Source organism: Micromonospora chokoriensis, from assembly GCF_900091505.1.
Lineage (GTDB): Bacteria > Actinomycetota > Actinomycetes > Mycobacteriales > Micromonosporaceae > Micromonospora > Micromonospora chokoriensis.
The window spans coordinates 2,568,674-2,595,520 of sequence record NZ_LT607409.1 but is presented as its reverse complement, the minus strand read 5'-3'; the positions used below and the strand labels follow the sequence as shown (position 1 = coordinate 2,595,520).

At 72.2% G+C, this 26,847-nt stretch carries 29 protein-coding genes and 1 pseudogene; 7 read left to right on the top strand and 23 right to left on the bottom strand.

Annotated elements, in window-relative coordinates; genetic code table 11:
• Window positions 1-20: 20 nt before the first annotated feature.
• The 3 genes from GA0070612_RS12320 to GA0070612_RS12310 all read right to left on the bottom strand — a co-directional run bounded on the left by GA0070612_RS12320 (window position 21) and on the right by GA0070612_RS12310 (window position 2,296).
• On the bottom strand, window positions 21-815 hold the full coding sequence (locus GA0070612_RS12320) for a hypothetical protein (RefSeq protein WP_197699361.1): 795 nt from the start codon (window positions 813-815) through the stop codon (window positions 21-23).
• A gap of 129 nt (window positions 816-944) precedes the next feature.
• Window positions 945-1,790 carry a hypothetical protein gene (locus GA0070612_RS12315; RefSeq protein WP_088988025.1) on the bottom strand — a complete coding sequence of 282 codons (846 nt, stop codon included), beginning with the start codon at window positions 1,788-1,790 and terminating at the stop codon, window positions 945-947.
• The gene (locus tag GA0070612_RS12310) at window positions 1,787-2,296 is read right to left on the bottom strand and encodes a SigE family RNA polymerase sigma factor (RefSeq protein ID WP_088988024.1); all 510 of its coding nucleotides are present in this window, start codon (window positions 2,294-2,296) and stop codon (window positions 1,787-1,789) included. Before GA0070612_RS12310 ends, GA0070612_RS12315 begins: the two co-directional genes overlap by 4 nt.
• A 190-nt stretch (window positions 2,297-2,486) precedes the next feature.
• Here GA0070612_RS12310 and GA0070612_RS12305 point away from each other — a divergent pair.
• A pseudogene (locus tag GA0070612_RS12305) lies at window positions 2,487-3,205 on the top strand (M14 family zinc carboxypeptidase); the annotation flags it as partial.
• Window positions 3,206-3,389: 184 nt separating this feature from the next.
• Here the strand turns inward: GA0070612_RS12305 and GA0070612_RS12300 are convergent.
• A complete protein-coding gene (locus tag GA0070612_RS12300) occupies window positions 3,390-3,935 on the bottom strand; it encodes a hypothetical protein (protein WP_088988023.1) in 546 nt (181 codons plus the stop codon).
• Window positions 3,936-4,075: 140 nt separating this feature from the next.
• Here GA0070612_RS12300 and GA0070612_RS12295 point away from each other — a divergent pair, with 140 nt between their 5' ends.
• A complete protein-coding gene (locus tag GA0070612_RS12295; RefSeq protein WP_088988022.1) occupies window positions 4,076-4,417 on the top strand; it encodes a hypothetical protein in 342 nt (113 codons plus the stop codon).
• A 9-nt stretch (window positions 4,418-4,426) separates the two neighbouring features.
• Here GA0070612_RS12295 and GA0070612_RS12290 read toward each other — a convergent pair whose 3' ends face one another.
• From GA0070612_RS12290 to GA0070612_RS12275, 4 genes are all read right to left on the bottom strand, one after another.
• Window positions 4,427-4,894 carry a ribose-5-phosphate isomerase gene (locus tag GA0070612_RS12290; RefSeq protein ID WP_088988021.1) on the bottom strand — a complete coding sequence of 156 codons (468 nt, stop codon included), beginning with the start codon at window positions 4,892-4,894 and terminating at the stop codon, window positions 4,427-4,429.
• A gap of 88 nt (window positions 4,895-4,982) precedes the next feature.
• On the bottom strand, window positions 4,983-6,182 hold the full coding sequence (locus tag GA0070612_RS12285; protein WP_088991445.1) for a DUF1015 family protein: 1,200 nt from the start codon (window positions 6,180-6,182) through the stop codon (window positions 4,983-4,985).
• 87 nt (window positions 6,183-6,269) lie between these two features.
• The gene (locus GA0070612_RS12280; RefSeq protein WP_197699360.1) at window positions 6,270-6,779 is read right to left on the bottom strand and encodes a hypothetical protein; all 510 of its coding nucleotides are present in this window, start codon (window positions 6,777-6,779) and stop codon (window positions 6,270-6,272) included.
• A 169-nt stretch (window positions 6,780-6,948) separates the two neighbouring features.
• Window positions 6,949-7,575, bottom strand: coding sequence for a mycothiol-dependent nitroreductase Rv2466c family protein (locus GA0070612_RS12275; RefSeq protein WP_088988020.1), 627 nt, complete (start codon window positions 7,573-7,575; stop codon window positions 6,949-6,951).
• Between the two features lie 219 nt (window positions 7,576-7,794).
• Between GA0070612_RS12275 and pepN the strand changes: the two genes are divergently transcribed.
• A complete protein-coding gene (pepN, locus tag GA0070612_RS12270) occupies window positions 7,795-10,344 on the top strand; it encodes an aminopeptidase N (RefSeq protein ID WP_088988019.1) in 2,550 nt (849 codons plus the stop codon).
• 85 nt (window positions 10,345-10,429) lie between these two features.
• Window positions 10,430-10,993, top strand: coding sequence for a Uma2 family endonuclease (locus GA0070612_RS12265; RefSeq protein ID WP_088991444.1), 564 nt, complete (start codon window positions 10,430-10,432; stop codon window positions 10,991-10,993).
• A gap of 57 nt (window positions 10,994-11,050) precedes the next feature.
• Here the strand turns inward: GA0070612_RS12265 and GA0070612_RS12260 are convergent, their stop codons facing one another.
• The 14 genes from GA0070612_RS12260 to GA0070612_RS12195 all read right to left on the bottom strand — a co-directional run bounded on the left by GA0070612_RS12260 (window position 11,051) and on the right by GA0070612_RS12195 (window position 24,037).
• Window positions 11,051-11,458 (bottom strand): DUF5130 family protein, encoded by a 408-nt coding sequence (locus GA0070612_RS12260; RefSeq protein WP_088988018.1) that lies wholly within the window; start codon window positions 11,456-11,458, stop codon window positions 11,051-11,053.
• On the bottom strand, window positions 11,445-11,759 hold the full coding sequence (ctaJ, locus tag GA0070612_RS12255) for an aa3-type cytochrome oxidase subunit CtaJ (protein ID WP_435795932.1): 315 nt from the start codon (window positions 11,757-11,759) through the stop codon (window positions 11,445-11,447). The genes GA0070612_RS12260 and ctaJ overlap by 14 nt, the downstream gene beginning before the upstream one ends.
• Window positions 11,760-11,816: 57 nt before the next feature.
• Window positions 11,817-13,280 carry an amidase gene (locus GA0070612_RS12250; protein ID WP_088988017.1) on the bottom strand — a complete coding sequence of 488 codons (1,464 nt, stop codon included), beginning with the start codon at window positions 13,278-13,280 and terminating at the stop codon, window positions 11,817-11,819.
• 168 nt (window positions 13,281-13,448) lie between these two features.
• On the bottom strand, window positions 13,449-14,450 hold the full coding sequence (locus GA0070612_RS12245; protein WP_088988016.1) for an amidohydrolase family protein: 1,002 nt from the start codon (window positions 14,448-14,450) through the stop codon (window positions 13,449-13,451).
• Entirely contained in the window at window positions 14,450-14,974 is a 525-nt protein-coding gene (locus GA0070612_RS12240; RefSeq protein WP_088988015.1) for a 3-hydroxyanthranilate 3,4-dioxygenase, read from the bottom strand. The genes GA0070612_RS12245 and GA0070612_RS12240 overlap by 1 nt, the downstream gene beginning before the upstream one ends.
• Complete coding sequence (locus tag GA0070612_RS12235) at window positions 14,971-15,393, bottom strand: RidA family protein (RefSeq protein ID WP_088988014.1); 423 nt, start codon at window positions 15,391-15,393, stop codon at window positions 14,971-14,973. Before GA0070612_RS12235 ends, GA0070612_RS12240 begins: the two co-directional genes overlap by 4 nt.
• Window positions 15,390-16,163 (bottom strand): 2-keto-4-pentenoate hydratase, encoded by a 774-nt coding sequence (locus GA0070612_RS12230; protein ID WP_088988013.1) that lies wholly within the window; start codon window positions 16,161-16,163, stop codon window positions 15,390-15,392. Before GA0070612_RS12230 ends, GA0070612_RS12235 begins: the two co-directional genes overlap by 4 nt.
• Window positions 16,160-17,257, bottom strand: a complete 1,098-nt coding sequence (dmpG, locus tag GA0070612_RS12225) for a 4-hydroxy-2-oxovalerate aldolase (protein WP_088988012.1) — start codon at window positions 17,255-17,257, stop codon at window positions 16,160-16,162. The genes GA0070612_RS12230 and dmpG overlap by 4 nt, the downstream gene beginning before the upstream one ends.
• The gene (locus tag GA0070612_RS12220) at window positions 17,254-18,186 is read right to left on the bottom strand and encodes an acetaldehyde dehydrogenase (acetylating) (protein WP_088988011.1); all 933 of its coding nucleotides are present in this window, start codon (window positions 18,184-18,186) and stop codon (window positions 17,254-17,256) included. The genes dmpG and GA0070612_RS12220 overlap by 4 nt, the downstream gene beginning before the upstream one ends.
• Window positions 18,183-18,980 (bottom strand): 2-keto-4-pentenoate hydratase, encoded by a 798-nt coding sequence (locus GA0070612_RS12215; RefSeq protein ID WP_088988010.1) that lies wholly within the window; start codon window positions 18,978-18,980, stop codon window positions 18,183-18,185. Before GA0070612_RS12215 ends, GA0070612_RS12220 begins: the two co-directional genes overlap by 4 nt.
• A 20-nt stretch (window positions 18,981-19,000) precedes the next feature.
• Entirely contained in the window at window positions 19,001-20,509 is a 1,509-nt protein-coding gene (locus GA0070612_RS12210; RefSeq protein ID WP_088988009.1) for a 2-hydroxymuconic semialdehyde dehydrogenase, read from the bottom strand.
• Window positions 20,506-21,843, bottom strand: a complete 1,338-nt coding sequence (locus GA0070612_RS12205) for an FAD-dependent oxidoreductase (protein WP_088988008.1) — start codon at window positions 21,841-21,843, stop codon at window positions 20,506-20,508. The genes GA0070612_RS12210 and GA0070612_RS12205 overlap by 4 nt, the downstream gene beginning before the upstream one ends.
• The gene (gene kynU, locus GA0070612_RS12200; protein ID WP_088991442.1) at window positions 21,840-23,120 is read right to left on the bottom strand and encodes a kynureninase; all 1,281 of its coding nucleotides are present in this window, start codon (window positions 23,118-23,120) and stop codon (window positions 21,840-21,842) included. Before kynU ends, GA0070612_RS12205 begins: the two co-directional genes overlap by 4 nt.
• A gap of 14 nt (window positions 23,121-23,134) precedes the next feature.
• The gene (locus GA0070612_RS12195) at window positions 23,135-24,037 is read right to left on the bottom strand and encodes a tryptophan 2,3-dioxygenase (RefSeq protein ID WP_088991441.1); all 903 of its coding nucleotides are present in this window, start codon (window positions 24,035-24,037) and stop codon (window positions 23,135-23,137) included.
• 148 nt (window positions 24,038-24,185) lie between these two features.
• On the opposite strand from GA0070612_RS12195, the gene GA0070612_RS12190 reads away from it, so the two are divergent.
• The 3 genes from GA0070612_RS12190 (at window position 24,186) to GA0070612_RS12180 (ending at window position 26,135) form a co-directional block, all read left to right on the top strand.
• Window positions 24,186-24,650: an Lrp/AsnC family transcriptional regulator gene (locus tag GA0070612_RS12190; RefSeq protein WP_088988007.1), complete on the top strand. Its 465-nt coding sequence runs from the start codon at window positions 24,186-24,188 to the stop codon at window positions 24,648-24,650.
• A gap of 108 nt (window positions 24,651-24,758) precedes the next feature.
• On the top strand, window positions 24,759-25,283 hold the full coding sequence (locus GA0070612_RS12185) for a hypothetical protein (protein ID WP_197699359.1): 525 nt from the start codon (window positions 24,759-24,761) through the stop codon (window positions 25,281-25,283).
• Window positions 25,284-25,358: 75 nt separating this feature from the next.
• On the top strand, window positions 25,359-26,135 hold the full coding sequence (locus GA0070612_RS12180; protein ID WP_231924624.1) for a class F sortase: 777 nt from the start codon (window positions 25,359-25,361) through the stop codon (window positions 26,133-26,135).
• Here GA0070612_RS12180 and GA0070612_RS12175 read toward each other — a convergent pair.
• Complete coding sequence (locus tag GA0070612_RS12175) at window positions 26,081-26,824, bottom strand: MerR family transcriptional regulator (protein WP_088988005.1); 744 nt, start codon at window positions 26,822-26,824, stop codon at window positions 26,081-26,083. The genes GA0070612_RS12180 and GA0070612_RS12175 overlap by 55 nt on opposite strands.
• Between the last annotated feature and the right edge of the window lie 23 nt (window positions 26,825-26,847).

The following is a 26,847-nucleotide window of genomic DNA, read 5'->3' as shown; positions in this document are numbered from 1 at the left end:
CCCGGCTGACCACTCCCCTGTCACCCGGTGCTCACGGGTGTGCCGACCCCGCCCGGGGCAGCTGCCGACGGGGCCTTCGTGTCCGGCTGTCCGCGGCGTCGCACCCAGATGATCGACACGGCCAGCACAGTCCCGAGCGACAGCGGCCACAGCAGGGGCGCAAGTGCCCGCCAGAGAGGCCATACCGGGTCGGCGAGCCCGTCCGAGGCGAGGCCCTGCCAGGTGAGCAGAGTGCCCGGCAGCAGGGCGACGGTCAGCAGTGCGCGCGTCACCCGGGGTACGGGGGGACGTCGTCGCGCCACCCACCGGAACACCACCGCGCCGGCGGTTGCGCCGAGCAGGGCACCGATGACGGTGGTGGCGAGGAAACCGTCCGGCGCGGCCGGGGCGATGGTCAGCGTCGAGACGGTGTCGCGATGGCTAAGCGTGATGTCCAGTCCGTCTTCCTCGGTGCGCCAGCCGTCGCACGGACCGCCCGGGACGGGGTGCGGGGTCGGCCACCCCTTCGACACGGCGTTGCGGCGCAGCTGATCGGAGAGCGCGCAGTCGGCGCGGGGGGTGCCGTACTGGAATGTCGCGCGGGACGAGCCGAAGTCGTCCGGGGCGAGGAAGACGCCGTACCCGAAGCCGCGTTCGAACCTGTAACCGGCCAACTCGGCCTGCGGGAGAAGCTCCGCCGCGATATCTGTCGCACTGTCGAAGCTGAGCGGCACGGCGCCCCGGCCGCCGTACCAGGAGCCGAGGGCGAGGCCCGCCGTGCCCAGCAGCACCGCGCCGAGCAGCACCGTCGCGACGCCTCGCAGTCGATGCCGCACTGGCCCTCCTTCGGCTCGGTGCGGCTGAGCCTAGTGCCGGTGGGCCACGAACGGGTGCCCGTCAAGAGGGCCCAGGTGGACCGCATGATCGCGGCACCTGGGCCCGCCCGGGGCGGCCGGGTCACCCTGTCACTTCAGGTGGAACCGCTCGTCGATCGCGAGGGCCGCCAGTTGCGGCACGGAGAACGGCAGCTTCGTCAGCTCCGGCCGAAGCTCGTCGAGCTTCTTGCCCTGCGCCACGTAGACCACCACCCCGTCCGGGTGCCGGTACGCCGACCACTGGTCCAGCCGCTCGTCCCTGCCGGGTCGAACCACCACGCCGACCTGCGCCGCTCCCACTGTCTCGACCTGACATTCGCCCTCCATGCCCCAGAACGTCTGGGCCAGGGCGCACGGTTCGGTGGGCAGTTCGCGGGTGCCCGCCTCGTGCACCTCGACAATGACACGCCCGGTGCCCTTGCCCTGCGCCACAGCCACCGAGGTCAGGTAACTCCACCTGTCGACGCCGTCCACAGTGTCCTCGAACTGCGCCTGGTGGGTCCGCACGGTCCGCTGGTCGTAGGGCGTGTTCGGCGGGTCGTCCGGGGTGCTGTAGCCGGTGGGCACGATCGCGAGGACATCGCGGAGCAGGCTGGCCCCCTGGTCGTACCTGGTGCCGGCCCGCGCCGTCCGGTCCTCCTGCGGTCGCCCGTCGGGGCCGGTCGGCCACGGCTTCGCGGTGTCGCCCGACGCACCCGGTGCGACCTGCGGACCAGGACCCGCAGGTTGGTGGACACGGCCGTCCGGAGTGGCGACGGCGGTGAACCCGGTGACCGCCAACACGACGGCCGCGGTCCCGGCCGACGCCCACGCCGCGCGGTGGCGGACGTTCGCCCGCCGGGCCAGGCCGAGCGTGGCCGCCGCACTCGACGGTGGTGGCGGGGTGAGACTCGCCATCTCGTCCCGCAACCCCGCACGCAACTCGTCTTCGTTCATCGCTCCCCCATACCGATCTCGTTGTAGGTGGGTGCCAGGAGGCCACGCAACGTGTCGAGCCCGCGTGCGGCCTGACTCTTCACCGTTCCTGGAGAGCACTCCAGCAACGCCGCGACATCCTCGACCGACAGGTCCTCCCAGTAGCGGAGGACCAGCACGGCGCGTTGGCGTGGTGCCACCCGCGCCAACGCCTGGAGCAGCAGCAACCGGCTCTCCGGTGAGTCCGGTGGGGCCACCTGCTCGGTGTCCTCGCCTCCCACCCGTTCGCGCCGCCACCAGCCACGCCGTCGCTCGTCGAGGAATGTGCGGATCAGGATCTGGCGCACGTAGCTGTCGAGCACCTCGTGCCGGGCGACCCGGTTCCAGACCCGGTAGAGCTTGACGAACGCGGTCTGGACCAGGTCCTCGGCACGGTGCCAGTCGCCGCACAGCAGGTACGCGGTGCCGCGCATGGCACCGGACCGTGCCGCGAAGTACTCGGCGAACGCCGTGTCGCGCTCACTCATTCAGGCCTCCGATCCCCGTTTCGAGGTAGTCACGCGGGGTCGGGCGCAGCGGGTTGCTCCAGAACTCGCACTCGTTTCAGGGGGGTCAACGACCGACTGCCGCGTTCAGCGGCTCGGAGCGGGGTCGCGCCTGGGGGACGGCGCGTACCACCTTGACAGGTGTCGATCCAGGAACCGGCTGGCCCGCCAGTACCGGGACCTGGTCGACGTGATCGACCTGCCGAACAAGACCCAGGGGTACCGACGCACCGCCGCCGCGTATCTCGGTGACCCGGCGGTCGCCGCCGTGGCCGTGGACTCGGTGCGCTTCGGCGACCAGGGTATGAACGGTGTGCAGGTGCGTACCGTCGACCCCAGGAGCATGCCCTGGAGTGGGCCACCCCGCTGGTGACGTTGGAGTTCGCCGAGCGGATGCTGGCCAACGCCCGGACCGACCCGCGACCCGAGGAACCGCACGTCGTGGGGCGTCGACATCAACCGTAACTACGCGGTCGGTCCGTTCTTCGCCGGCTCAGCGCCACCTGTCTGTCCGGCAACTACGCGGGCACTGCCGAGCTGTCCGAGGCGGAGAGCCGCAACGTGATCGCGCTCGCGCAGGACCACCCGAACATCACGTTCGCGATGAACGTGCACCCCTACGGCGGGTACTTCATGTGGCCGCCGGGGGCGTACCGGGCCGCCGGCAACCCAGCCGACCAGCTCTACTACGAGCTGGGCATCTTCGCCTGGGACTTCGAGGTCGGCAACGACCGGTGGAACCCGACCACCGGCCAGTGGGAGGGCGTCGGCTTCCAGCCGCCGTTCGACGAGGCGCACGGCGAGTCGCAGGAGTACGCGGGCGGGCTGGTCGAGTTGGTGCGGGTGGCCCGCGACTACGCCGCCGCCGAGGGGCACGGCGGCACCCACTGACCGCACAACACCGGCGGGCGGCCCGAACGGGGCACCAGACGGACCGGCCGGCCACGGATGAACCGTGGCCGGCCGGGTAAGCAGCGACAGTGCCTGGTGGGGAGACGACCGGTGTCGCGGAGTGCCGCGACCGGGCGTACGGGCGGGTCGGCCCCGGGGTCGATCCGCCCGTACGCGCTCCGGATCAGTTCGAGGAGATCCAGTTCCAGGCGGACACGACCCACGCGGTCTGCTGGAGCCAGGCCACACCGAGGCCGGCGAGGAACACCGCAGTCGCCAGGTGCGCGCCTCGGGCGCTACGCCGGACCCGACCCATCTGCCGTTCCAGCACCACCCGGCCGACCAACCGGGACAGGGAGAACAGACCGACCGCCACCAGCCCGCTGAGCACCAGCACCAGCAGCGGGCCGCTGAGGTCGCCCTGACCGGAGAGCGCCCAGATCCCCCAGCAGACGAACGCGAAGAGCCCGCCCGCCGCACTCCACTCACCGCCGCGACGCAGCTGCGCCATCCGGGAGCTCAGCGACTGGCGGGGAACCGGCCCGCCGGGCCAGCCGGTGCCGGTCGGTTCCTGCTCGACCACCGGGAACGGCTCGGTGCGCGGGGTGCGCGGCTGACCGACCGGCGCCACGCCGCGGCGGAACCCGTCCCGCTGCGGCGGCACCCCGACGCCGGCCTGCGGCGGCACCTCCACGGTCCGCTCCGCCCATGGCTGCGTCTGGTCTGCCATCTTGTCCTCCCCCTGACCGACGGCATCGCCACCGCCTGATTCCGAGGGTAGCCACCCGGCAAATCGGTCGCCGACCCCGCCCGAGACACGGGACGGTCCGACGGTGCCGGATCCCGCAGCGGGCAGGGTACGGTCGGCTGATGGGTGAACCGGACCGACGGCGGCGACGGCTACGCCACCACCCCGACTCCGACACCGCCGGACGCGGCGCCGACACCCCGACGGCAAGCACCGCCGGGGTGCACGACGGGGACGACCCGCCGCCGCGCCGCAGGAGCCCGGGCGGCGACGACCGTGACGGCGAGCGGGGGCTCCGCGGGCTGGTCGGTTCCGGCTCGTCCCAGGTGGGGCTGAGCGCCGCCCTGCGAGCCCGGGACGCGGCCCGACCGACCGAGGACGACCTGGCCGAGGCGGAGGCCCGGGTGGTGGTCGTCCGACGTAACTGGGTGCCCCGCGAGGAGTTGCCCCGCTCGCCGCGCTGACCGCCCGACTCAGGGCAGGTCGGGCAGCTTCCGGGTCTGCTCGTACTCGGCCATCTGGGCGATCCGACGGGCGTGCCGCTCGTTGCCGGAGAACGGCATGTTCAGGAACGCCTCGACGATGCCGGTGGCCTCGTCCAGCGTGTGCTGCCGGGCGCCGACCGCCACCACGTTGGCGTCGTTGTGCTGGCGGGCCAGCTGAGCGGTCTCCACGCTCCAGGCCAGCGCGGCCCGGACCCCGGCGACCTTGTTCGCGGCGATCTGCTCACCGTTGCCGGACCCGCCGATGACCACTCCGAGGCCCGTCTCGTCGGCCACCACCTGGGTGCCCGTGTGCAGGCAGAACGTCGGGTAGTCGTCGTCCGGGTCGTAGGCGTGCGGGCCGACGTCGACCACCTCGTACCCCTGCTTGGCCAGGTGATTGGCCAGGTGCACCTTCAGCTCGAAACCGGCGTGATCGGATCCCAGGTAGACGCGCATACCGGGCAGTCTGTCAGGCCGCGCTCTCCGACGTCGCAGCGGCGGCGTCGGAGAGCCGGGTTCGTCACACGGTCGTGCGGTGGACCACTCAGTGGGGCAGCTCGGCGACGACCAGACCGCCGCGCGCCTTCGGGGTGAACCAGGTGCTCTTGCGGGGCATCTTCTCCCGGGCCAGGTTCACCGCGACGAAGTCCTCCACGGTGACGGGCGCGATCAGGATGGCCAGCTCGGCCCGGCCGGCGTCGACCTCACCGGTGAGCCAGCTCGCCGGGTAGTCACCGCCGACGTAGGTGATCCGCTTGTCGCCCGGGTCCAGACCGAGCGCGTCGCGCAGCAGCAGCCGCTCGACCAGGGCGTGGTCCAGGTTCTCCAGACGGGCGGAGGCCGTGGCCGGCAGGCGCACCGCGTACCCCTGGCCGTCGAGGCGGAGGTGCACGGTGCCGCCGCCCGTCGGGACCTCGACCGGGCCGTCGATCGGCTCGACGGCGGCACCCGCGGCCCGCAGCCGGTCGAGCAGCTCGGCCGGGGTCGTGGTCAGCTCGCTGACCAGCCGGTTGTATGGCTGAATGGCCACCGACGCGGGGGTGGTGACCACCGCCAGGAAGCGGGACAACCCGCCGGTCTGGGCGGCCAGGCTGCGGTGGTTGCCGTCGGCGACGACCAGCTCCCCGCCACCGGCGAGGTCGGTCAGCGCGGTCTGCTCGGGGCCGGGCCCGAGCAACCAGATGGCGTGCGTGCGCCCGGCCTGGTCGGTGTCCGTCGCGGCGGGCGCGCCGGCCGTCTCGGTCGCCGTCGCGAGCGCGGCGTGCAGCTCGTCGCCACGCCCGGTCTGCAGCAGGAGTACGGGTGAGAGCAGGTGACCCAACGCCTCGGCCAGCGCCACCCGCTCGCGCACCTTGGCGATGAAGACGTCCTCGTTGCGGATGACCAGGCCCGGCTCGTCGGCCCGGGTGGAGATCTGGTCGGTGTCCACCATGGCGAAGAGCCCGTAGGCCGGCACCTCGCCCGCTGCGGTGATGCGGTAGAGCACCACCACCTGCTCGGCGGGGGTGTAGCTGCCGTCCGCCTTGGCCTCGGCGAGGCGGGCGACCGCGTCCGGCAGCGCGTCGAGGAACGGCTTACCCAGGCTCTGCGGAGCGCGGTGCGGCATCTCGATGCCGAGGGCACTGTGCGGGTTCGACTCGATGATCGCGGTGATCTCCGCGTCGTCGGCGAACTCGTCGTAGTTCTGCGCGCCGGTGCCACCAGTGGTGACCCACGCCCGGGTGATCGGATGCACGACCGTCATACCCGTGACGCTACCGGCGACGATGTCGCCGCCGACGGGGACCCGCAGGGCGTCCACCAGATGAAAGCACCAGGCCCGGCGCGGCGGTCAGCCGGCGCGGTCGGACACGCCCCGACGGTGTCGACCCGCGCTCACCGGCCCGTTGTTGCCCCGTCGGACGGTTCCGACGGGGCCGCTGTTCACGCTGCGGCGGGGTGCGGCGGGCGGCCCCGGCACGGGACGCTCCGGGGGCGGCGACGGGACGGGCCGCGGGTTCAGCGGCGGCGTCGGCACCGGGCGCGGCGCGGCCGGCGCCGGGGGTGGAGGCGCGGGTTCCGCCGGCGCCGCCAGTGCCGGCAGATCCAGCAGATCCGGCACCGGGTCGGCGGCCGTCGGCAGCCGGTCGGCCGGGGCGGGCGGTGTGAGCCGGGAGGTCACCGGCACCCGGGCCACGCCCACCACGATGGGCGGCGCGAGCAGATCGACCAGGTGGGCGGGCAGGTCCGGACGGACCGCCGGCCAGCGGGAGTCGTCGACCGACCAGTAGGCCGGTCCGGAATTGTCGATCACCCCCGGCCGGGTCAGCTGATCGTCACCGGACGCACGGTGCTTGGCCATCGGGCTTGCCTCCACGGACTGCGGCTTGCGACCCTGCGGGTCGCTGCGGCGGACATGCAGGCCAACGAGCGCAGCGGTCTCCCGGTGACGGCACGGGCAGGGCCGCGACCGGACACGCCGCCGCGTACGCGGAAGGGCCCCGGTCCGCGCCGGGGCCCTTCCGCACCGCTCAGTCGAAGATCGGACCCTGCTCGCGGGTGCGCTTCAGCTCATAGAAGCCGGGCGTGCCGGCGACCAGCAGGACGCCGTCCCAGAGCCGACCGGCGGCCTCCCCCTTCGGGGCCGGGGTGATCACCGGACCGAAGAACGCGACAGGGCTGCCGTCGGGGCCGGGCGCGTGCACGACCGGGGTGCCGACGTCCTGGCCGACCGGGCGCATGCCCGCCTCGTGGCTGGCCCGCAACGCCTCGTCGAAGTCGGTGCTGTCGGCGGCGTCGGCCAGGGCCGGGTCCAGGCCGGCGTCGGTCAGCGCGGCGACGTAGAGCTCCCGCTGCCGCTCCTCCTTGCCGAGGTGGATCCGGGTGCCGAGCGCGGTGTAGAGCGGGCGCAGGACGTCGTTGCCGTACCGCTGCTCGGCGGCGATGCAGACCCGGACCGGGCCCCAGGCGGTGCGGAGGAACGACTTGTACTCCTCGGGCAGCTCGTCCCGACCGTCGTTGAGCACAGCGAGGCTCATCACGTGGAAACGGATGTCCACGTCCCGGACCTGCTCGACCTCGAGAAGCCAGCGGGACGTGATCCACGCCCACGGGCAGGCCGGGTCGAACCACATGTCGGCGGTGACGCGATCGGTCACGGTGAGGTCCCTTCTCAACAGGGGCGCCGGCGCTCCGGCGTCTCACCGGAATCTTCACCCCACGGCGCGTCGAGCGGCACCCGAATGAGAGCGTGACCTCGGCCACCGCGGGCTGCCCGTACGTGGAAGACTCGAATCGGGTCAGCCGCCACGAGTGGCTGGGAGACGGACGCCGCCGGGCGTCGGCGTGATGTGGGATGGAGACGAACAGTGCCGGGAGTGCGCAACCTGACGCAGGTCGAGGCGACCGAGCGGGCCCGCCTGCTCGACGTGACGGGGTACGACATCAGGCTGGACCTGTCGAGCGCCGTGCTGGCGGCGGACGGCCGTACGTTTCGGTCCGTCACCGAGGTTCGCTTCCGCTGTTCAGAACCGGGGGCGAGCACGTTCATCGAGTTGGCCGCCGACTCGGTGCGGTCCGCGACGCTGAACGGCACCCCGGTCGACCTCTCCGAGTGGTCGGCCGAGAAGGGCCTGGTGCTGTCCGGATTGGACAGCGACAACACGCTGGTGGTCGACGCCGACTTCGCGTACTCGAACAGTGGCCAGGGGTTGCACCGCACCGTCGACCCGGTGGACGGCGAGACGTACCTCTACAGCCAGTTCGAGACCGCCGACGCGCAGCGGGTGTTCGCCTGCTTCGACCAGCCCGACCTGAAGAGCGTCTACACCTGGCACGCCACCGTGCCGGCGCACTGGCGGGCGGTGTCCAACATGCCGGTGCAGCGGGAGGAGCCCGCGGGTGAGGCGCTCAAGACGCTGCACTTCGCCGAGTCGCCGCGGATGAGCACCTACATCACGGCCATGTGCGCCGGGCCGTACCACGAGGTGCGGGACAGCCACGACGGCATCGACCTGGGGGTGTTCTGCCGCGCGTCGATGGCGCGCTACCTCGACTCCGACGACCTGTTCCTGATCACCAAGCAGGGCTTCGACTTCTTCCACGAGAAGTTCGGCGTGCGCTACCCGCTGCCGAAGTACGACCAGCTCTGGGTGCCCGACTTCAACGCCGGCGCCATGGAGAACTTCGGCTGCGTCACGCACGCCGAGTCGCACTACCTGTTCCGCTCCCAGGTCACCGACTTCGAGTACGAGCAGCGGGCCAACACGATCCTGCACGAGCTGGCCCACATGTGGTTCGGTGACCTGGTCACCATGCGGTGGTGGAACGACCTGTGGCTCAACGAGTCGTTCGCCGAGTGGGCCAGCCACTGGTGCAACACCAACGCCACCCGGTTCACCGAGGCGTGGACGACGTTCCTGTCCATCCGGAAGAACTGGGGCTACCGGCAGGACCAGCTCTCCTCCACGCACCCGGTCTACACCGAGATGCCGGACATGGAGGCCGTCGAGGTCAACTTCGACGGCATCACGTACGCCAAGGGCGCGAGCGTGCTCAAGCAGCTCGTCGCGTACGTGGGTGAGGAGCCGTTCGTCGCCGGGCTGCGGGCCTACTTCGGCAAGCACGCCTGGGGCAACGCCACCTTCGACGACCTGCTCACCGAGTTGGAGGCGGCCTCCGGTCGGGAGCTGCGCAAGTTCGCGGCGCAGTGGCTGGAGACCGCGCAGGTCAACACGTTGCGCCCCGAGGTGACCATCGGCGCGGACGGCACGTACGAGCAGGTGGCGGTCCTGCAGGAGGCGCCGACGGCGTACCCGACGCTGCGGACGCACCGGATCGGCGTGGGCCTCTACGACCTGGCCGACGGGCGGCTGGTCCGTCGTGAGCGGTACGAGGTGGACGTGACCGGCGAGCGGACCGACCTCGCCGAGCTGCGCGGTCTGCGCGCCGCCGACGTGCTGCTGCTCAACGACGACGACCTGAGCTACACCAAGCTGCGCCTCGACGAGCGCTCGATGGCGACGGTCGTGCAGCACATCGGTGGCTTCGAGTCGTCGCTGGCCCGGGCGCTGTGCTGGACCGCCGCGTGGGACATGACCCGCGACGCGGAGCTGTCCGCCCGCGACTACGTGGCGCTGACGCTGAGCGGGCTGCCCGCCGAGACCGACATCAACCTGGTCACCGCCACCCTGCGGCAGGCGACCACCACGCTCACCGTGTACGCCGACCCGACGTGGGCGCCGACCGGCTGGGCCGACCTGGCCCGGACCGCCCGGGACGCGCTCGCCAACGCCGAGCCGGGCAGCGGTTTCCAGATCGCCTGGGCTCGCGCGTTCACCTCGGCGGCGCGCTCCGAGGAGGATCTGGCCACCTTGCGGGGTTGGTTGGACGGCACCGGCATCCCGGCCGGGCTGACCGTGGACACCGAGTTGCGGTGGTCGGTCCTCGCCGCTCTGGTGGCGAACGGCGCGGCGGGTGCCGCCGAGATCGAGGCGGAGCTGGCCGGCGACCGCACCGCCAGCGGCGAGCGGGAGGCCGCGTACGCCCAGGCTCTGGTGCCGACGGCGGAGAACAAGGCCGCCCTGTGGGCTCTGCTGACCGGCCCGGACGCGTTGCCGAACTGGCGGCACCGGGCGCTGTTGCAGGGCTTCGCGCACCCGACGCAGGTGGAGCTGGTCGCCCCGTACCGGGAGCGGTACTTCGCGACCGTCGCACAGGTGTGGGCCACTCGGGACAGCGAGCCGGCGCAGGAGTTCGCGCAGTTGGCGTACCCGACCTACCTGGTGGAGGACGACACGGTGGCGGCCACCGACGCGTGGCTGGCCGGCGACGGGCACCCGGGCCCGCTGCGCCGGTTGGTCGCGGAGGGTCGCGACGGTGTGGTGCGGGCGTTGAAGGCCCGCGCGAAGGATGCCCAGAGCGTCTGACCAGCGAGTACGCGGCCCGTGGCCGGCGTGGGCGGGAGCCCGTGCCGGCCACGGGCCATTATGGTTGCGGAAGGAGGTGGACGTGATGGCACAACCGACTCACCAGTGGCAGCCCCCGGAGCGGGGCTGGCGCGAGCAGGACCTGTCCGACCTGCCTGAGAACGGGAACCGCTATGAGATCATCGACGGGAGCCTGCACGTGACGCCACCGGCCAGTCCCGAACACCATGAACTGGCCGACGAGATCCGGATGGCCCTTCGCCAGGCGGCCCCCGCAGGATGGCGGGTGATCCGGGAGATCGGGGTACACGTCTCTGGCGGCAATCTCATCCCCGACCTGACGGCGCTGCGTCCAGGCGCGCCGCGCGGGCGAATGTGGGCCGAACCGGTGGACATCGGGCTCGTCGTGGAGGTCGAGTCGGCGGCAAGCCGTCGGCACGATCGCTTCACCAAGCCCGCCCTCTACGCCGAGGCACGCATCCCGCACTACTGGCGGGTGGAACGGGGTAACTTCGGCCCGGTGGTCTACCGCTATCGGCTTGGCGAGGGTGAACACTACGAGCTGTTGGGCACCCTGGGCCCGGACGACCCGGTGAACGTGGATGAGCCGTGGCCGATGAAGCTCGACCCCTCCGCCTGGCCTCGCTGAACGCGAGAAGCCCGGCCCGCTTTCCAGCGGGCCGGGCTTCGTCGTATGTGGGAGGGATCAGCCCTTGCCGGCGTGGCTGGCGAGCTGGTCGAGGCCGTTGATGATGCCGCCGGCCAGGTCGCCCCCGCTGAACGCGCCGGCCATGGAGAGCGCGGCCAGCTTCGCGTACGTGTCCGGGATGCGCTTGCGGGCGTACCGCCCGGTGATGATCTCCAGCTGACGCTGGTTGGGAGACACCGCGATCAGCACCGACTTGTCGGGGTCGGCGAGCTGACGGTGCAGCCGCTGGGCGTGCTCCCGGACGGGCTCGTCGAGACCACCGACGAAGACCGAGAAGACCAGGCCGGTGCCCTGGTCGGCGAGGCGCAACGCCTCGTCGATGCGCAGCAACTGGCGGGTCGAGAAGGGCCCGTCCAGCACCTCGGGCGGATTCTCCGACCCGGTCTGCTTCTCACCAACGGTCACTTGCGCCTCCGGTTCCACCGGCCGGCGCCTCGACGCTGGCCTGCTCAAGCTTGCGGCTGGTCAGCGCGGGCGCCTGCGCCCCCGCCGTCAGCGCGGTGCCGGCCGAGTCGGCCAGCTGCTCCGGGCGGCCCAGGAACCAGACCGGAGTGAAGTCGAAGGGCCGGCCCGGGCGGTAGCGCTTGGTGCCACCCCCGCCGGTGGTGGCACCACCACGGCTGCCGGCGTAGGTGAGACCGGTGATGACCAGCACCGCGGCCAGCGGGATGCCGACGAAGACCAGCAACGTCTCGGTGACAGACAATCCCAACGCCCCCAGGCGGAAGTAGGACGACCTCGAACAGTCGGGTCGAATGGACGATCATGATGCCGGCCACTCGACGCCGTCACCATTCACGTTAGCGGAGTCGGCGGCCCGCCAGATTGCGGGGTGCCGATCCCATCCGTCACTGGAGTTCTCCAGTTGCGCAGCGGTCGCGATCAGCCGCGCGTCGTCACCGTACCGGCCCGTGAGCAGCACCCCGACGGGCAGTCCGTCGGTCGTGCTACCCACCGGCAGGGAGACGGAGGGGTCGCCGGTGACGTTGAAGACGGCGCAGTAGGGCGAGAATCGGCGTTGCCTGTCGAAGTCGGCCGCCGGGTCACCATCGGCGGTGAACCAGCCCACCGGTGCCTGCGGGGCCGCCAGGGTGGGACAGAGCAGCAGATCGACCCCGGCCGTGCGGCGGGTGCCGAGGCGGACCTGCGCCTGCAACTCCCCCAGGGTGGCGGCGAGCGTGCCGGCGCTGATCTCGGCGCCCCGGGCGCGCATCAGCCGCGTCAACGGCAGCAGCTCCGCCTCCCGTTGCGGCGGCACCGGGGCGAGCGCCAACACGTACCAGAGGATCTCGAAGAGCGGCCACACCGTCGGCGTGAGCGGCGGCGGCACCTCGACCACCTCGTGCCCGGCCGCGGCGAGCAGCGCGGCGGCGGAGTCCACGGCGGCCACGCAGTCGGGGTGCACCGGCTCGTCGGCGAGCATCGGCGCGGTGAACCGGCCGATCCGCAGCGGGCCGGGCTCGGCCCGGCGTGCCACGCCCAGATAGCCCTCCGGCGGCGCGGGCGGCGGCAGGTAGGGCTCGCCGGGCACCGGCACGGCCATGACGTCGAGCAGCGCGGCGACGTCGGTGACGGTCCGTCCGAGCGGGCCACCGGTGGGCAGGCCGAACGCGCCGGAGCCGACCGGCCCGCCGGAGACCAGGCCACGACTGGGCTTGTAGCCGACCAGGCCGCAGAGCGCCGCCGGGATGCGCAGCGAGCCGCCGCCGTCGGAGCCCTGGGCGACCGGGACCAGCCCGGCCGCCACCGCCGCCGCGGCGCCACCGCTGGACCCACCGGCGGTGTACGCCAGCTGCCACGGGTTGCGGGCGGGCGGAGCGACCCGACCCTCCGAGTAGAGCGAACAACCCAGCTCGGAGGTCGTCGTCTTGCCCAGACTGACCAGGCCGGCGGCCTTGATGAACCGGACCACGTCGGCGTCGACCGGCGGGACGAAGTCGACGAAGGCCGCCGAACCGAAGGTGGTGCGGACCCCGGCGGTGAGGGTCAGGTCCTTGATGGCGGTCGGCACACCGTGCAGCGGGCCACGCGCCTCGACCGGCACTGCGTCGGCGGCGCGGGCGGCCTGCCGGGCGAGGTCTTCGGTGACGGTGACGAACGCCCCGACGATGTCGCCGAGCGCGGCCACCCGGCCCAGGCAATGCTCGACCAGCTCGACGCTGGACAGCTCACCGCTCGCGATCGCGGCGGCCTGCTCCAACGCGGTCAGGTCGTGCGGCTCGGCCATCAGGCCATCCTGCCGGTCGCCGGCCCTCGGCGCAGCCGACACGCGCTGCCTGCCGAAATCGGACCAACCGGACCTCGGGACAGCTCTCCTCGCAGATCTTGGACAGTTTCCGTTACGCGAGAACGGAAACTGTCCAAGATCTGCTCACGCCAGGGGCGCGGTAGCCCTTCAGCCGTGCAGGAAACGCAGGGCGTTTGCGGATCGGAGCTTGTCGCGTTGGGCGTCGGTGAGGAAGTCCGCGTCGCGGACCACAGCGCCGACCGGCCGTTCGCCCAGCGGGTACGGGTAGTCGCTGCCCACCAGCACCCGGTCCTCCCCCATCGTGTCGACCAGCAGCCGCAGCGCGGGCGCCGCGAAGACCACCGAGTCGACGCTGAACCGGTCGACGTAGCTGCTGGGCGGGGCGACGGACGCGCCCCGCACCAGGTCGCCCCGGCGGTGCCAGGCGTTGTCGGCGCGGCCCAGCCAGAACGGGAAGCTGCCGCCGCCGTGCGCGAAGCAGATCCGCAACGTTTCGGGCACCCGGTCGAAGACGCCGCCCAGGATCATCGCCAGCACCGACAGGTGCGTCTCGGCGGGCATCCCGGTGAGCCAGCGGGCCATCCAGCGGTTCAGCCGGGGGCCGTCGGGCATGTCCCACGGGTGGACGAAGACGGGCGCCCCCACCTCGGCGCAGTGCTGGAGGAAGGTGACCACACCAGCGTCGTCCAGATCCCGGTCGCCGACGTGGTTGCCGATCTCCACACCCACGTGGCCGGCGGCGAGGCTGCGATCCAACTCGGCGCAGGCGGCGTCCGGGTCCTGGAGCGGCACCTGACAGAACGGCACCAGCCGGTCGCCACCGGCGGCGGTGACCTCCAGGGTCAGGTCGTTGAAGATCCGGGCGACCTTCACCGCCTGGTCGGCCGGGCGGTCGTAGCTGAAGAAGACCGGGGTCGGCGAGACCACCTGCACGGCCACGCCGTCGGCGTCCATGTCGGCCAGTCGCCGCGACGCGTCCCAGCACTCGGCGCCGACCGGGCGGAACTCCGTCTCCCCCACCATGATCATGGCGGCGCGTTCGGAGTCCACCCGCAACCACGGCCAGTCGGACCCACCGCACGCCGCGCCGAGGTCCGGCCACCCCTTCGGTACGACGTGCGTGTGCACGTCGACGACACCTGCGGGCATCAGCCCTTGCCCGGGTGCAGGGTGCCGCAGTCGGCGCAGGTACGCGCCGCCTCGTCGGCGTAGAACGCCTGGAACACCGGCGGGAGGTCGGCGGCGATGTCGCGGACCTGCAACTCCACCTCGTGCACCTTGTTGCCGCACTCCGGGCAGTACCACTGGAAGGTCTCCAGCGTGCCCTCCTCACGGACCCGCTCGACCACGACACCGATCGAGCCGGCCTCCGGCCGCTGCGGGGAGTGCGGGGTGTTGCGCGGCAGCATCCACATCTGACCCTCGCGCACGTGCACCGTACGCGGCCCCTGCGGGGTCATCAGGTTGATGTGCATGTTGCCCTTGACCTGGTAGAAGAACTCCTCGTACGGGTCCACGTGGAAGTCGGTGCGCTGGTTGGGCCCGCCCACCACCATCACGATGAAGTCGTCCCCGCCGGGGAACATCTCCTTGTTACCCACCGGCGGCTTCAACAGGTGCTGGTTGTCGGCGATCCAGCCCGGAAAGCTGAACGGTTCGGCGATCTCACTCACGACTGACCTCCGGAGGGAAGAAGGGCCACGGCCTGGATCTCGATGAGCAGGTGCGGGTGCGGCAACTGGTGCACCGCGACTGTCGTACGGGTCGGGCCGGACGCGTCGAAGAACTCCGCCCAGACCTCGTTGTAACCACCGAAGTCGTTCATGTTGACCAGGTACGACGTCACCTGGACAAGGTCGGTGAGGTCCGCGCCGACCGAGCGCAGCAGGTCCCGGATGTTCTCGATGACCGCCCGCGTCTGGGCCCGGATGTCCAGGTTGGTGGTGCCGAGATCGTCCACCTCGACACCGGCGAAACTGTTGTCCGGCCGCCGCGACGACGTACCCGAGACGAAGACGAACCCGCCCGCCACCTTGACGTGCGGGAAGGCCCCGCGGGGGACGGCCTTCCCCGCGACGACCCGCGCGGTCACGACGACGCCCGCAGCGACGCGGTGCCGAGCTTCTCGACGACGGCGCGGACGTGTGCGCCGGGGCGCAGCGGAACGGCTGCGGTCGCGGCGCCGGCCAGGAAGACCCAGCCGGACTCCAACCGCACCCCGTGCCGCCCGGCCAGCCGGATGCCCTCGTCGAGCGCCCGGCGCGGGTCACCGAGGATCGCGGCCGTCGAGCCGACCTGCGCCACCCGGCCGTCGACCTCCAGCAGCACGCCCAGGTTGTCCAGGCCCGCCGGCACCGGGGACCACGGCCCGATCACGTACGCGGCGGCGGAGGTGTTGTCGGCGATCACGTCCGGCAGCGAGAAGCGGAAGTCCGCGTACCGGGAGTCGATCAGCTCGATGGCCGGGGCGACCGCGCGGACGGCGTCGGCGAAGTCGCCGACCGGTTCGCCCGGCTCGGGCAGCCGGTCCAGCAGGAACGCCACCTCCGGCTCGACCCGGGGATGGATGTACGCGGCCGGGTCCACCACGCCACCGTCGGGCACCCGCATCGCGTCGGTGAGCCGCCCCCAGATCACCTCGTCCACGCCGACCTGGGCCATCTTCGCCCGGCTGGTCAGCCCCATCTTGAGACCGACCAGCCGCTCACCGGCGTCGACACGGCGCTGGAGCAGCGCGGCCTGCACGGCGTACGCGGCGTCCACGTCCAGGCCGGTCTCGGCGGCGAGCTGCGGGATCGCGGTGGCCGTGTCGGCCGCCGCCCCCAACGTCTCGGCGATCCCCACGATGTCCGGTCCGATCATGCTGCGTCATCCTCCGTCCGCGACCGCGGGTCACGCGAACGCTCCGTACCGGCCAGGTCGAGTGCCACGTCCACGATCATGTCCTCCTGGCCGCCGACCATCCGACGCCGGCCCAGCTCGACCAGGATCGACCGGACGTCCACGCCGTACTTCGCGGAGGCCCGCTCGGCGTGCCGCAGGAAGCTGGAGTAGACACCCGCGTACCCCAGGGAGAGCGTCTCCCGGTCCACCTGGACCGGCCGGTCCTGCAACGGGCGGACGATGTCGTCGGCCGCGTCCATCAGCGCGAACACGTCGCAGCCGTGCTTCCAGCCGTGCAGCTCGGCGACCGCGACGAAGACCTCCAGTGGCGCGTTGCCGGCGCCCGCGCCCATGCCGGCGAGGGACGCGTCGACGCGGACGGTCCGGCCGTTCGGTGCGTCGGGACCGACCGGCGCGGAGCCGGTGACCCGGCCGTGTTCGACGGCGAGCACGCTGTTGGCCACCCCGAGGGACAGGTTGTGGTGCGCGTGGATGCCGATCTGCGTCTCCGGGGCGAGGACCTGCCGGTACGCGTCGACCCGCTGCGCCACGTCGGACATCAGCAGCCGACCACCGGAGTCGGTGACGTAGACGCAGTGCGCCCCGTACGACTCCATCAGCTTGGCCTGCCCGGCCAACCCGGCCGGGTCGTTCATATGCGACATCATCAGGAACCCGGCGACGTCCATGCCGTTCTCCCGGGCCCAGGAGATGTGCTGGGCGCTGATGTCCGCCTCGGTGCAGTGCGTGGCGATGCGCACACTGGTCACCCCGAGCGCCTTCGCCGCCTTCAGGTCGGCGATCGTGCCGATGCCGGGCAGCAGCAGGGTGGTCAGCTTCGCCGTGGTCAGCACCTCGGCGGCGGCGGAGATCCACTCGGCGTCGCTGGCCGCGCCGTGGCCGTAGTTGACGCTGGAACCGGCGAGCCCGTCGCCGTGCGCCACCTCGATGGCGGCCACCCCGGCGGCGTCCAGCGCGGCGGCGATCGTGCGCACCTGGTCGACCGTGTACCGGTGGGCGATGGCGTGCATGCCGTCGCGCAACGTCACGTCCTGGATGTACAGGTCGGTCATGCCACCGCTCCCGTCGACCGCAGGGCGACCAGCCGCTCCGCGGTACGCAGCGCGGCGGAGGTCATGATGTCCAGGTTGCCGGCGTACGCGGGCAGGTAGTGCCCGGCGCCGGAGACCTCCAGGAAGACCGACACCTGAAGGGCGGTGAGCTGACGCCCCAGCGTCGGCAGGTACGCCTCGACCCGGTCGAACTGCACGTCCTGCTTGAGCCGGTAACCGGGGACGTACTCCTGCACCGTCGCCACCATGTCCGCCACCGAGGCGGCGATGGCGTCGGTGTCGGCGTCGGCGTCCGGGCAGAGGCAGTAGACGGTGTCCCGCATGAGCAGCGGCGGGTCCGCCGGGTTCAGCACGATGATCGCCTTGCCCCGCTCGGCACCGCCGACCACCTCGATGGCCCGGGCCGTGGTCTCGGTGAACTCGTCGATGTTGGCCCGGGTGCCCGGCCCGGCCGAGCGGGACGAGATCGAGGCGACGATCTCCCCGTACGCCACCGGGGTGACCCGGCGGACGGCGGCGACGATCGGCACGGTGGCCTGTCCGCCGCAGGTCACCATGTTGACGTTCGGTTCGTGCAGGTGCTCGTCGAGGTTGACCGGCGGCACCACGTACGGGCCCAGCGCGGCCGGGGTCAGGTCGACAACGGTGCGGCCGTGTGCCCGCAGCACCTCGTCGTGACGTCGGTGTGCGCCGGCCGAGGTGGCGTCGAAGACCAGCTCGACGTCGGCGAACTCGGGCATCGCGACGAGCCCGTCCACGCCGTCGGCGGTGGTGGCGACGCCGAGGCGGCGGGCCCGCGCCAGGCCGTCGGAGGCCGGGTCGATGCCGGCCATCGCCACCATCCGCAGGCTGTCGCTCAGCCGCAACACCTTGATCATCAGGTCGGTGCCGATGTTGCCGGACCCGAGCACCGCCACTCCGGTGGTCACGCGGAGACCTCCTTGCTGAAGCAGGTGCGCACCGAGCCGAGCCCGGAGATCCGGGCCTCGTACGCGGCACCGGGGGTGACCGGCACCATCGGGCCGAGCGCCCCGGAGAGCACCACGTCCCCGGCCCGCAGCGGGTCACCGGCGCGGGCGAGGGTGTCGGCCAGCCAGAGCAGCGCGTGCAGCGGATTGCCGAGGCAGGCCGCGCCCGCGCCGACCGAGACCGGCTCACCGGCGTGCTCCAGCACCATGCCGCACAACCGCAGGTCGAGGTCGGCGAGCCGGCGCGGGGTGGTGCCGAGCACGAAGAGCCCGCTGGAGGCGTTGTCGGCGACGGTGTCCACGATGGAGATGTCCCAGCCGGCGATCCGCGAGTCGACGATCTCGATCGCCGGCAGCACGTGGTCGACAGCGCGGATCAGGTCGACAGTGGTCATCTGCGGGTCCGGGAGGTCCCGGTCGAGCACGAACGCGATCTCCGCCTCGACCCGGGGCTGGAGCAGCCGGTCGATGGGCACCTCGACCCCGTCGCCGACCGCCATGGCGTCGGTCAGCATGCCGAAGTCCGGTTGGAACACCCCGAAGGTCTCCTGCACCGCCCGGGACGTCAGCCCGATCTTCGCGCCGACCCGGCGTTCGCCCCGGCCCTGCCAGGCCCGCGCCTGGAGTTGCTGCACGCGGTACGCGGCCTCGATGTCGCCCTCTGGCAGCAGCCGCCCGCGCAGTGGCGGGCAGGGCTTGCCGGTGCTGCGGGCGTCGGCCAACTCCCGGTTGGCGGCCTCGATGTCAGCTTCCATGCCTGCTCCCTCGCTACGGCTCACGACAGGTCCACGCAGACGTTCGTGAGTTCGGAGTAGAAGTTCAGCGAGTGCACGCCGCCCTCCCGACCGATGCCGGACGCCTTCACCCCGCCGAACGGGGTCCGCAGGTCACGCAGGAACCAGGTGTTGACCCAGACGATGCCGGCGTCCAGCCGGGCACCGGCCCGGTGCGCGACACCCACGTCCCGGGTCCACACGGTCGCCGCGAGGCCGTACTCGGTGCCGTTCGCGAGGGCGTACGCCTCGTCCTCGGTGTCGAACGGCGCGACGTGCACCACCGGGCCGAAGATCTCCTCGCGGTTGGTGCGGGCGTCCGGGCCGAGCCCGGTGAGCACCGTCGGCTGCACGTACGACCCGCCGTCCCGCGCGTCGCCGAAGGTGGGCGAGCCGCCGCCGGCCAGCACCTCGGCGCCCTCGGCCCGGGCCAGGTCGTACGCGCCGAGCACCTTCGCCCGGTGCTGGTGGGAGATCAGCGGCATGGTGGCGGTCGCCTCGTCGGTCGGCCAGCCGTACGCCAGCTCGCCGGCCCGCTTCGCCAGTCGGGCGGTGAACTCCTCGAAGACCGGGCGCTGCACGTAGATGCGCTCGGTGCAGAGGCACACCTGCCCGCCATTGGTGAAGCTGGACCGCACCGAGCCGGCCACCGCGGCGTCCAGGTCGGCGTCGGCGAACACCAGGCCGGCGTTCTTGCCGCCCAACTCGAAGCTGACCGCCTTCACCCCGTCGGAGGCGGCCCGCATGATCGCGCCGCCGGTGGCCGACTCGCCGGTGAAGGTGATCGCGTCCACGCCCGGGTGGCGGGTGAGGAACTCCCCGGCCGAGTCCGGTCCGAAGCCGTGCACCAGGTTGAACACGCCCTCGGGCACACCGGCGGCGGCCATCACCTCGGCGAGCACCGTCGCCGAGGCGGGCGTCTCCTCGCTGGGCTTGACCACCACGGCGTTGCCGCACGCCAACGCGGGCGCGACCTTCCAGGTGAGCAGCAGCAGCGGCAGGTTCCACGGCACGATGACGGCGACCACGCCGACCGGCTTGCGCAGCGCGTAGTTGAGCGCCCGGCCGCCGGTCGGGGTGACAGTCGTGAACGACTCGGTGGGCGCGGTCGCCACGATCTCCGCGAACGCCCGGAAGTTCGCCGCACCACGGGGGATGTCCAGCGTGCGGGCCTGCGAGATGGACTTGCCGGTGTCGGCGACCTCGGCGATGACCAGGTCGTCGAAGCGGCGCTCCAGCTCGTCGGCGACCCGGCGCAGCACCTCGGCGCGTTCCCGTTCGCCCATCCGGCCCCACGGCCCGCGCAGCGCCGCCCGGGCGGCGGCCACCGCGTCGTCGACGGTGGACCTCGACGCCTCGACCACCTCGAAGACCTGCTCGCCGGTCACCGGGCTGGCCTTCGCGAACGTCGGCCCCCCGTCGACGAACTCACCGGCGACGAAGTTGCGCAGCCGCTGCGGGTCACCGTGCCCGTGGCCGGTCATCAGTCGCGGATCCCAGTTGCCGGTCATGCTCGCCTCCCTCGACTCAGTGCCGCGCCGATCGCGCCGACCAACAGCACCGCGGCTCCGCCGACGACAGCGCCCAGCACCCGGTGCTGTCGGCGCACCCGGCGGCGCACCTGGGCGTACGGGGTGGTGGAGAACGACACCAGTTCGTACTGCGAAACGTACCGGCCGGGCAGGGCCCGTTCCAACGCGTGCTCCACCCGCCGCCGGGCCTGGAAGACCGGCGAGGCGACCTTGTCCCGCATCTCCACGAAGTTGGTCAGCGCCATCGTCGCGATGGCCTCGGCGTTCTCCTGCCGGCGTCGCTGGAACAGCGGCAGCGCCGCCGCCCAGTCGTCGGCGCACTCGTCCAGGCAGCGGTCCAGCTCGACCACGTCCTCGAACGCGCAGTTGGCGCCCTGACCGTAGAAGGGCACGATCGCGTGCGCCGCGTCTCCGAGCAGACCAACGGTCCCGTTGACCTGCCAGGGCGTGCAGCGGACCGTGCCGAGGACGCCCACCGGGTTCTGCTGGTAGTCGTCGACCAGGTTCGGGGCCAGCGGGACGACGTCCGGGTAGTGCTCGGCGAAGTGCCGTTCGATCTCCGCCGGGCCGGTCAGCGAGGCGAAGCTGCCGACGCCGTCGTTGGGCCAGAACAGCGTGCAGGTGAAGGAGCGGTCCGGGTTGGGCAGCGCGATCATCATCGAGGTGCCCCGCGGCCAGATGTGCAGGGCGTCGGGATCCAGCGCGAAGTCGCCGCCCAGCGGCGGGATCGTCAACTCCTTGTAGCCGTAGTCGAGGAAGTCCACGCGCTCGTCCAGCAACCCGTACGCGAGCAACTGCCCCCGCACCGCGGAGCCGGCCCCGTCGGCGCCCAGCACCACCGACGCCTTGGCCGCGACGGTGCCCTGCGGGGTGTCGAAGCTCAGCGAGCCGTCGGTCGGGTCGAGCCCGACGAGCCGATGGTCGAAGACGACCCGCACGCCGGGCAGCGCGGCGGCCTCGTCCAGCAGGGCGTTGTTCAACGCGCCCCGGCTGATCGAGTTGATCGCCCGGTCGCCGGCCGCGCTGTACGACTGGAACTGCTGCTCCCCCTCGACCGGGTGGATCATCCGGCCGCGCATCGGCAGCGCGTCGGTCATGACCTGCTCGGCGAGCCCGATCCGGCGCAACGCGTCCAGGCCGCGCTCGGAGAGCGCCAGGTTGATCGAGCGCCCGCGCTCGGCAGCGCCGCCGCGTGGGTCGGAGCGGCGCTCGTAGAGGGCCACCGGATAGCCCCGTCGGGCCAGGAAGCAGGCGGCCAGAGAGCCGGCCAACCCAGCACCGATGATCGCGACCTCGTCGCGTCGCGCGGTCATGAGAACTCCTGCCCGACCGTCGCCGCCAACGCGGCAGCCGCCCGCCAGCAGTCGAGGTACGTGGAGTAGAGCGGTACCGGGGCGAACCGGACGATGTCCGGTTCGCGGGCGTCGGCGATGACGCCGTGCTCGTACCGCAGGCGTTTGGTCAGCTCGGCGGCGCTGCCGGCGCCGATGCGCACCGAGAGTTGGCAGCCACGCCGGGCCGGGTCGCGCGGGGTGACCACGCGCAGCGGCCGGTCGACGACGACCTCGTCGAGCAGCGACTCCAACCAGCCGGTGAGCCGCAGGCTGCGGGCCCGCAGCGCCGGCATGCCGACGGTGTCGAACAGCTCCAGCGAGGTACGCACCGGGCCCATCGCGAAGATCGGCGGGTTGGAGATCTGCCAGGCCTCCACAGTGGCCGGTGGCCGGGAGACCGGCGTCATCTCGAACCGGGTGGCCGCAGCGGTGCTCCACCAACCCTCGAAGCGGGGCAGGTCCGGATCGCCGAGGTGCCGCTCGTGCACGAAGACACCGGCCAGGGCGCCCGGGCCGGAGTTCAGGTACTTGTAGGAGCACCAGGCGGCGAAGTCGACGTCCCAGTCGTGCAGGGCCAACGGCACGTTCCCGACCGCGTGGGCCAGGTCCCACCCGACCACCGCGCCGGCGGCCCGCCCGGCCGCCGTGATCGCCGGGATGTCCAGCAGCTCACCGGTGAGGTAGTTGACCCCGCCGAGCAGCACCAGTGCCACCCGGTCGCCCTCGGCGGCCAGGTAGTCGGTCACGTCCTCGGTGCGCAGCGACGTCTCGCCGTCGCGCGGGCGCAGCCGGACCACTGTGTCGTCCGGGTCCAGGCCGTGGAACCGCGCCTGGCTGCGCACGGCGTAACTGTCCGAGGGGAAGGCGCTGTCCTCGATGACGATGCGGGTGCGCGCGCCGGCCGGGCGGTAGAAGCTGACCATCAGCAGGTGCAGGTTGACGGTGAGCGAGTTCATCACCACCGTCTCCGCGGGCCGGCCGCCGACCAGTCGCGCGGCCGGCGCTGTCAACAGCTCGTGGTACGGCAACCAGGCGCGCTCCGCCTCCACGTGCCCCTCGACACCGAGCCGCCCCCAGGCGTCCAGGTCGGCGAGGAGTTCGTCGCGGGTGGCCCGGGGTTGCAGGCCGAGCGAGTTGCCGGCGAGGTAGGCCGCCTCGCTGTGGTCGCCGCCGTCGGCGGGCGGCACGTGGAACAGGTGCCGGTGGCCCGGGTCGGCCTCGTCCAGGCGGTGTGCTTCTTGTGCAGGGGTGTGCATGTCTCGCTCTCCGGTCACATCGCGGTACGGGCCGACCACAGCTCCGGGAAGACCACCCGGGCCATGCTGCGTTGCAGCCATGCCAGGCCGGCGGAGCCTCCGCTGCCGACCTTCGCACCCATCGTCCGCTGCACCGCCTTGACGTGGTTCCAGCGCCAGTCGCCGAACTCCTCGGCCACCGCGCTCAGCGCCTCGCCGAGCATCCGCAGGTGGTTGTCCGGGGCGGCGTCGTCGTAGATCCGCACCCAGGCCGCCTCGACCGACGGCTGGGGATCGTGTTCGACGGTCACGTCCCGCTCCAGCAGGTCGGCGGGGAGGTCGAAGCCACGGCGGGCGAGCAGCGCGACCACGTCGTCCCACAGGCTCGGGGCGGCCAGCGCGGTGGTCAACGCGGCGTACACCTCGGTCTGCCGGCGGAACGGTCGGATCAGCGTCGGGTCGCGCAGCCCGAGGAGGAACTCCAACTGCCGGTACATGGCCGACTGGAAGCCGGAGGCCTCGCCGAGCAGGTTGCGGAACCTGTTGAAGTCGGCCGGGCTCATCCAGCGCAGGCCCTGCCAGGCGGCGTTGAGCCCCTCCAGGTGCAGCTTGGCCCGCCGCAACGGGGCCAACGACTCCCAGATCTGGTCGGCACGGATCAACCGTTGGGTCTCCCGCAGCTCGTGGCAGGTCAACCCGAAGTACAGCTCCATGATCTGACTGACCATGAGGAAGGACATCTCGCCCGGGTCGTTGCTGAGCGGGTGCTGCATCTGGTGCAGGGCGCTGGCCTGCACGTACGCGTCGTACGGCACCATGTCAGCGAACTCCAGCGTCGGCTCACCACCGGTGCGCTCCGCCTGGGCGGCCCGCTGCCCCGGGGTCACCGGTCGCACCGTGGCGCGGCGGTTCGGCGCCCGCCGCTCCGTCTGATCCACCATCTCGTCTCCCTCCCCCGGACTGGCCGACGTCATGATCCCGCGGTCGGAACGGCCTGTGGAATGCCGAATCAACGGCTCTCGCCGTCATCTCCTGGCGAACCAAAGGCAACTAGGCGAAGTCGGTTCACGAAAGTAAGGTCTGAGCGTGGACGACATGGACTGGGCGCTGCTGCGCGAGTTGCAGGCCGACGCGCGGCTCTCCTTCAGCGAGCTGTCCCGGCGGGTGCACCTGTCGCCACCGTCGGTCGCGGAGCGGGTCCGCCGGCTGGAGGAGTCCGGCGTCATCACCGGCTACCACGCCCACGTCGACCTGAGCCGGGCCGGTCGCACTGTGGTCGCCCTGATCCGGATGTCCTGCTACGGCGCGCGGTGCATCCTGCACGACTCGTCGGTCGCGGGCTGGCCGGAGATCCTGGAGATCCACCGGATCACCGGGGACGCGTGCAGCGTGCTGAAGGTGGCCGCCGGGTCGATCGGCGCGTTCGAGAAGGTGATCGACCGGCTCGCCCCGTACGGCCAGCCGTCGAGCACGATGGTCCTCTCCTCCCCGCTGGGCTGGCAGCCGATCACCCCGCTCCCCTCGGCCCCGGCCACCCCGCGCCAGCGCTGACCCCACCCCACCCCCTGCCCGCCTGCGGGTTTGCCCCCGCGCCAGCGGGAAAGCAGCGCGCGTGCCCAGGGGAGGGTTCCGGCGGTCGTCGCCGGTTGGGGGGTAATCATGCAGGGAATCCGCACTGTCCACCGCGCGCTCTCGTCAGTACTGACACTGGTGGGGCTGATCGGGGCGTTCGTCCTGATGTCGGCTGCCCCCGCACGTGCCGGCGAGAACACCTTCGTCGAGGTGACACCGAACAGCGCCCAGGCCGGCAATCGGGTCTCCGTCCGGGCGAACTGCGACAACGACAACAACAGCCGGCAGTCCAGCGTCCACTCCGACGCGTTCGGGTCGGTCACGCTCAGGCCGGACAAGGGCTTCCTGACCGCGCAGGCCTCCATCCCGCGGGACAAGCAGGCCGGTGACTACCCAGTCGAGCTGCGCTGCGAGAACGGGCAGACGGCCTCGACCACGCTGACCGTGCTGAACATGGCCTCGCCCAGCAAGGGGCCGGCGACCGGTGGCGGCGGGACAGCCGGCGGTCGCGGCACCGGCTCGCTGCTGGTGCTCGGCGGCGTGGCACTGGTGGGCACCGCCGTCGCGCTCGGCATGGCCGGCGGTCGGCGTCGGACCGGAGCCGGCTCCTGAGCCGGACGACCCATGACCCGCAGATCCGCGCGTGCGCGGCCGGACCGCCGCGCCCGCCTCCGGGCCGGGCCGGCGCTGCGCGCGTCCGGCCGGCTGGTGGCCCGTGCCTCCCGCCGGTTGCGCCAGGTCGCCGGGCAGGCCGGGTTGGCCAGCGTCACCACCACCGATCCGGCCGCCCAGCCGCTACCGAGGCGTCCGGCCGGGACACCGTCGCCGTCGACCCGACGCCGCTTCGGTACGAGCCCGGGACTGCCGGTGCTGGCCGTCGCCACGCTGATGGTGCTGATCGTGGCGATGCTCGGGGTCGAGCGGGTGACCGGCATGCATCTGTTGCCGGACCGGATCAGCGCCGGCCTGCGCCAGCCGCCGAAGAAGTTCCCGGTGCTGTCGTCGAGCCGTCCGACCAGCCTCGCCATCGAGAAGATCGACCTGCGGGCGCCGGTGCACGACGTGGGCATCGCCCCGGACGGCACCATCGCCGTGCCGGACGCGACCCGCGCCCAGGAGGCCGGCTGGTACGACCAGGGGCCCACCCCTGGGCAGTACGGCCCGGCGGTGATCGTCGGACACGTCGACACCACCAGCGGGCCGGCGGTCTTCCACCAACTCCGCGAGCTGCGCTCCGGTGACCAGATCGAGGTCACCCGCACCGACCGGAGCGTGGCGGTCTTCGAGGTGGACTCGGTGGAACGGTTCGACAAGGGGCAGCTGCCGGTGGACGAGGTGTACGGCGACTTCAGCCGCCCGAGCCTGCGGCTGATCACCTGCGGCGGTCAGTGGGTGGGCGGTGAGACCGGCTACTCGGACAACGTGGTGGTCTTCGCGTCGCTGGTCAAGGCACGCAATGGCTGAGGCCTGCCGTCGAGGTACTCGGCGAGCCGTCCGGCCCCGGTGAGCATGGCCTGACCGCGCTCGGTGAGCCGTGTCCGCCACTGGCTCAGCGATCCGGCGAGTGCCTCGGCGCCGCCGGCGTCGCGTACCCGACGCAGCACGGTGGCGATGTGGTCGAGCCGGTAGCCGCCCCTGCGGAGCAGGTGGGCGAGTTCCGCGTCCCGGACGTCGTCGGGCGCGTAGACGCGGTGCCGGGTTCCGGGGTCGCGCTGCGGGCGCAGAACGCCGGCCAGCTCCCACTTGCGCAGGGTCGCGGGTCGCAGACCGAGCCGGTGTGCCACCACGCTGATCGGTACGGCAGCTCGACCCTGCGGAGGGGGCTCTGCCCCGACGAGCGTCACGACCGCCGTCTCGACCGCGTCCAGGGTCTCCCGGTCGCGGTGCAGCAGGCCATGACTCTGGTCGATCGCGCGCAGAGCCGTGTCGATCTCGCCCCGGTTGACGGCGCGCATGATGTCGCCGCTCGCCGCATGGCCGTGGCCCACGATCAGCGCCAGGTAGGCGCTCAACGCCCTGGCGTGCACCTCGGTGAACCGACGGTAGCCGCTCGGGGTGCGTTCGGCGGGCGGCAGGACACCCTCCCGCTCGTAGTTGCGGACCGCCTGCGCGGAGAGTCCGTGCCGACGCGCCAAGTCGACCGGCCGGTACATCCTGCCGTTTGAGGGTTTGGCAG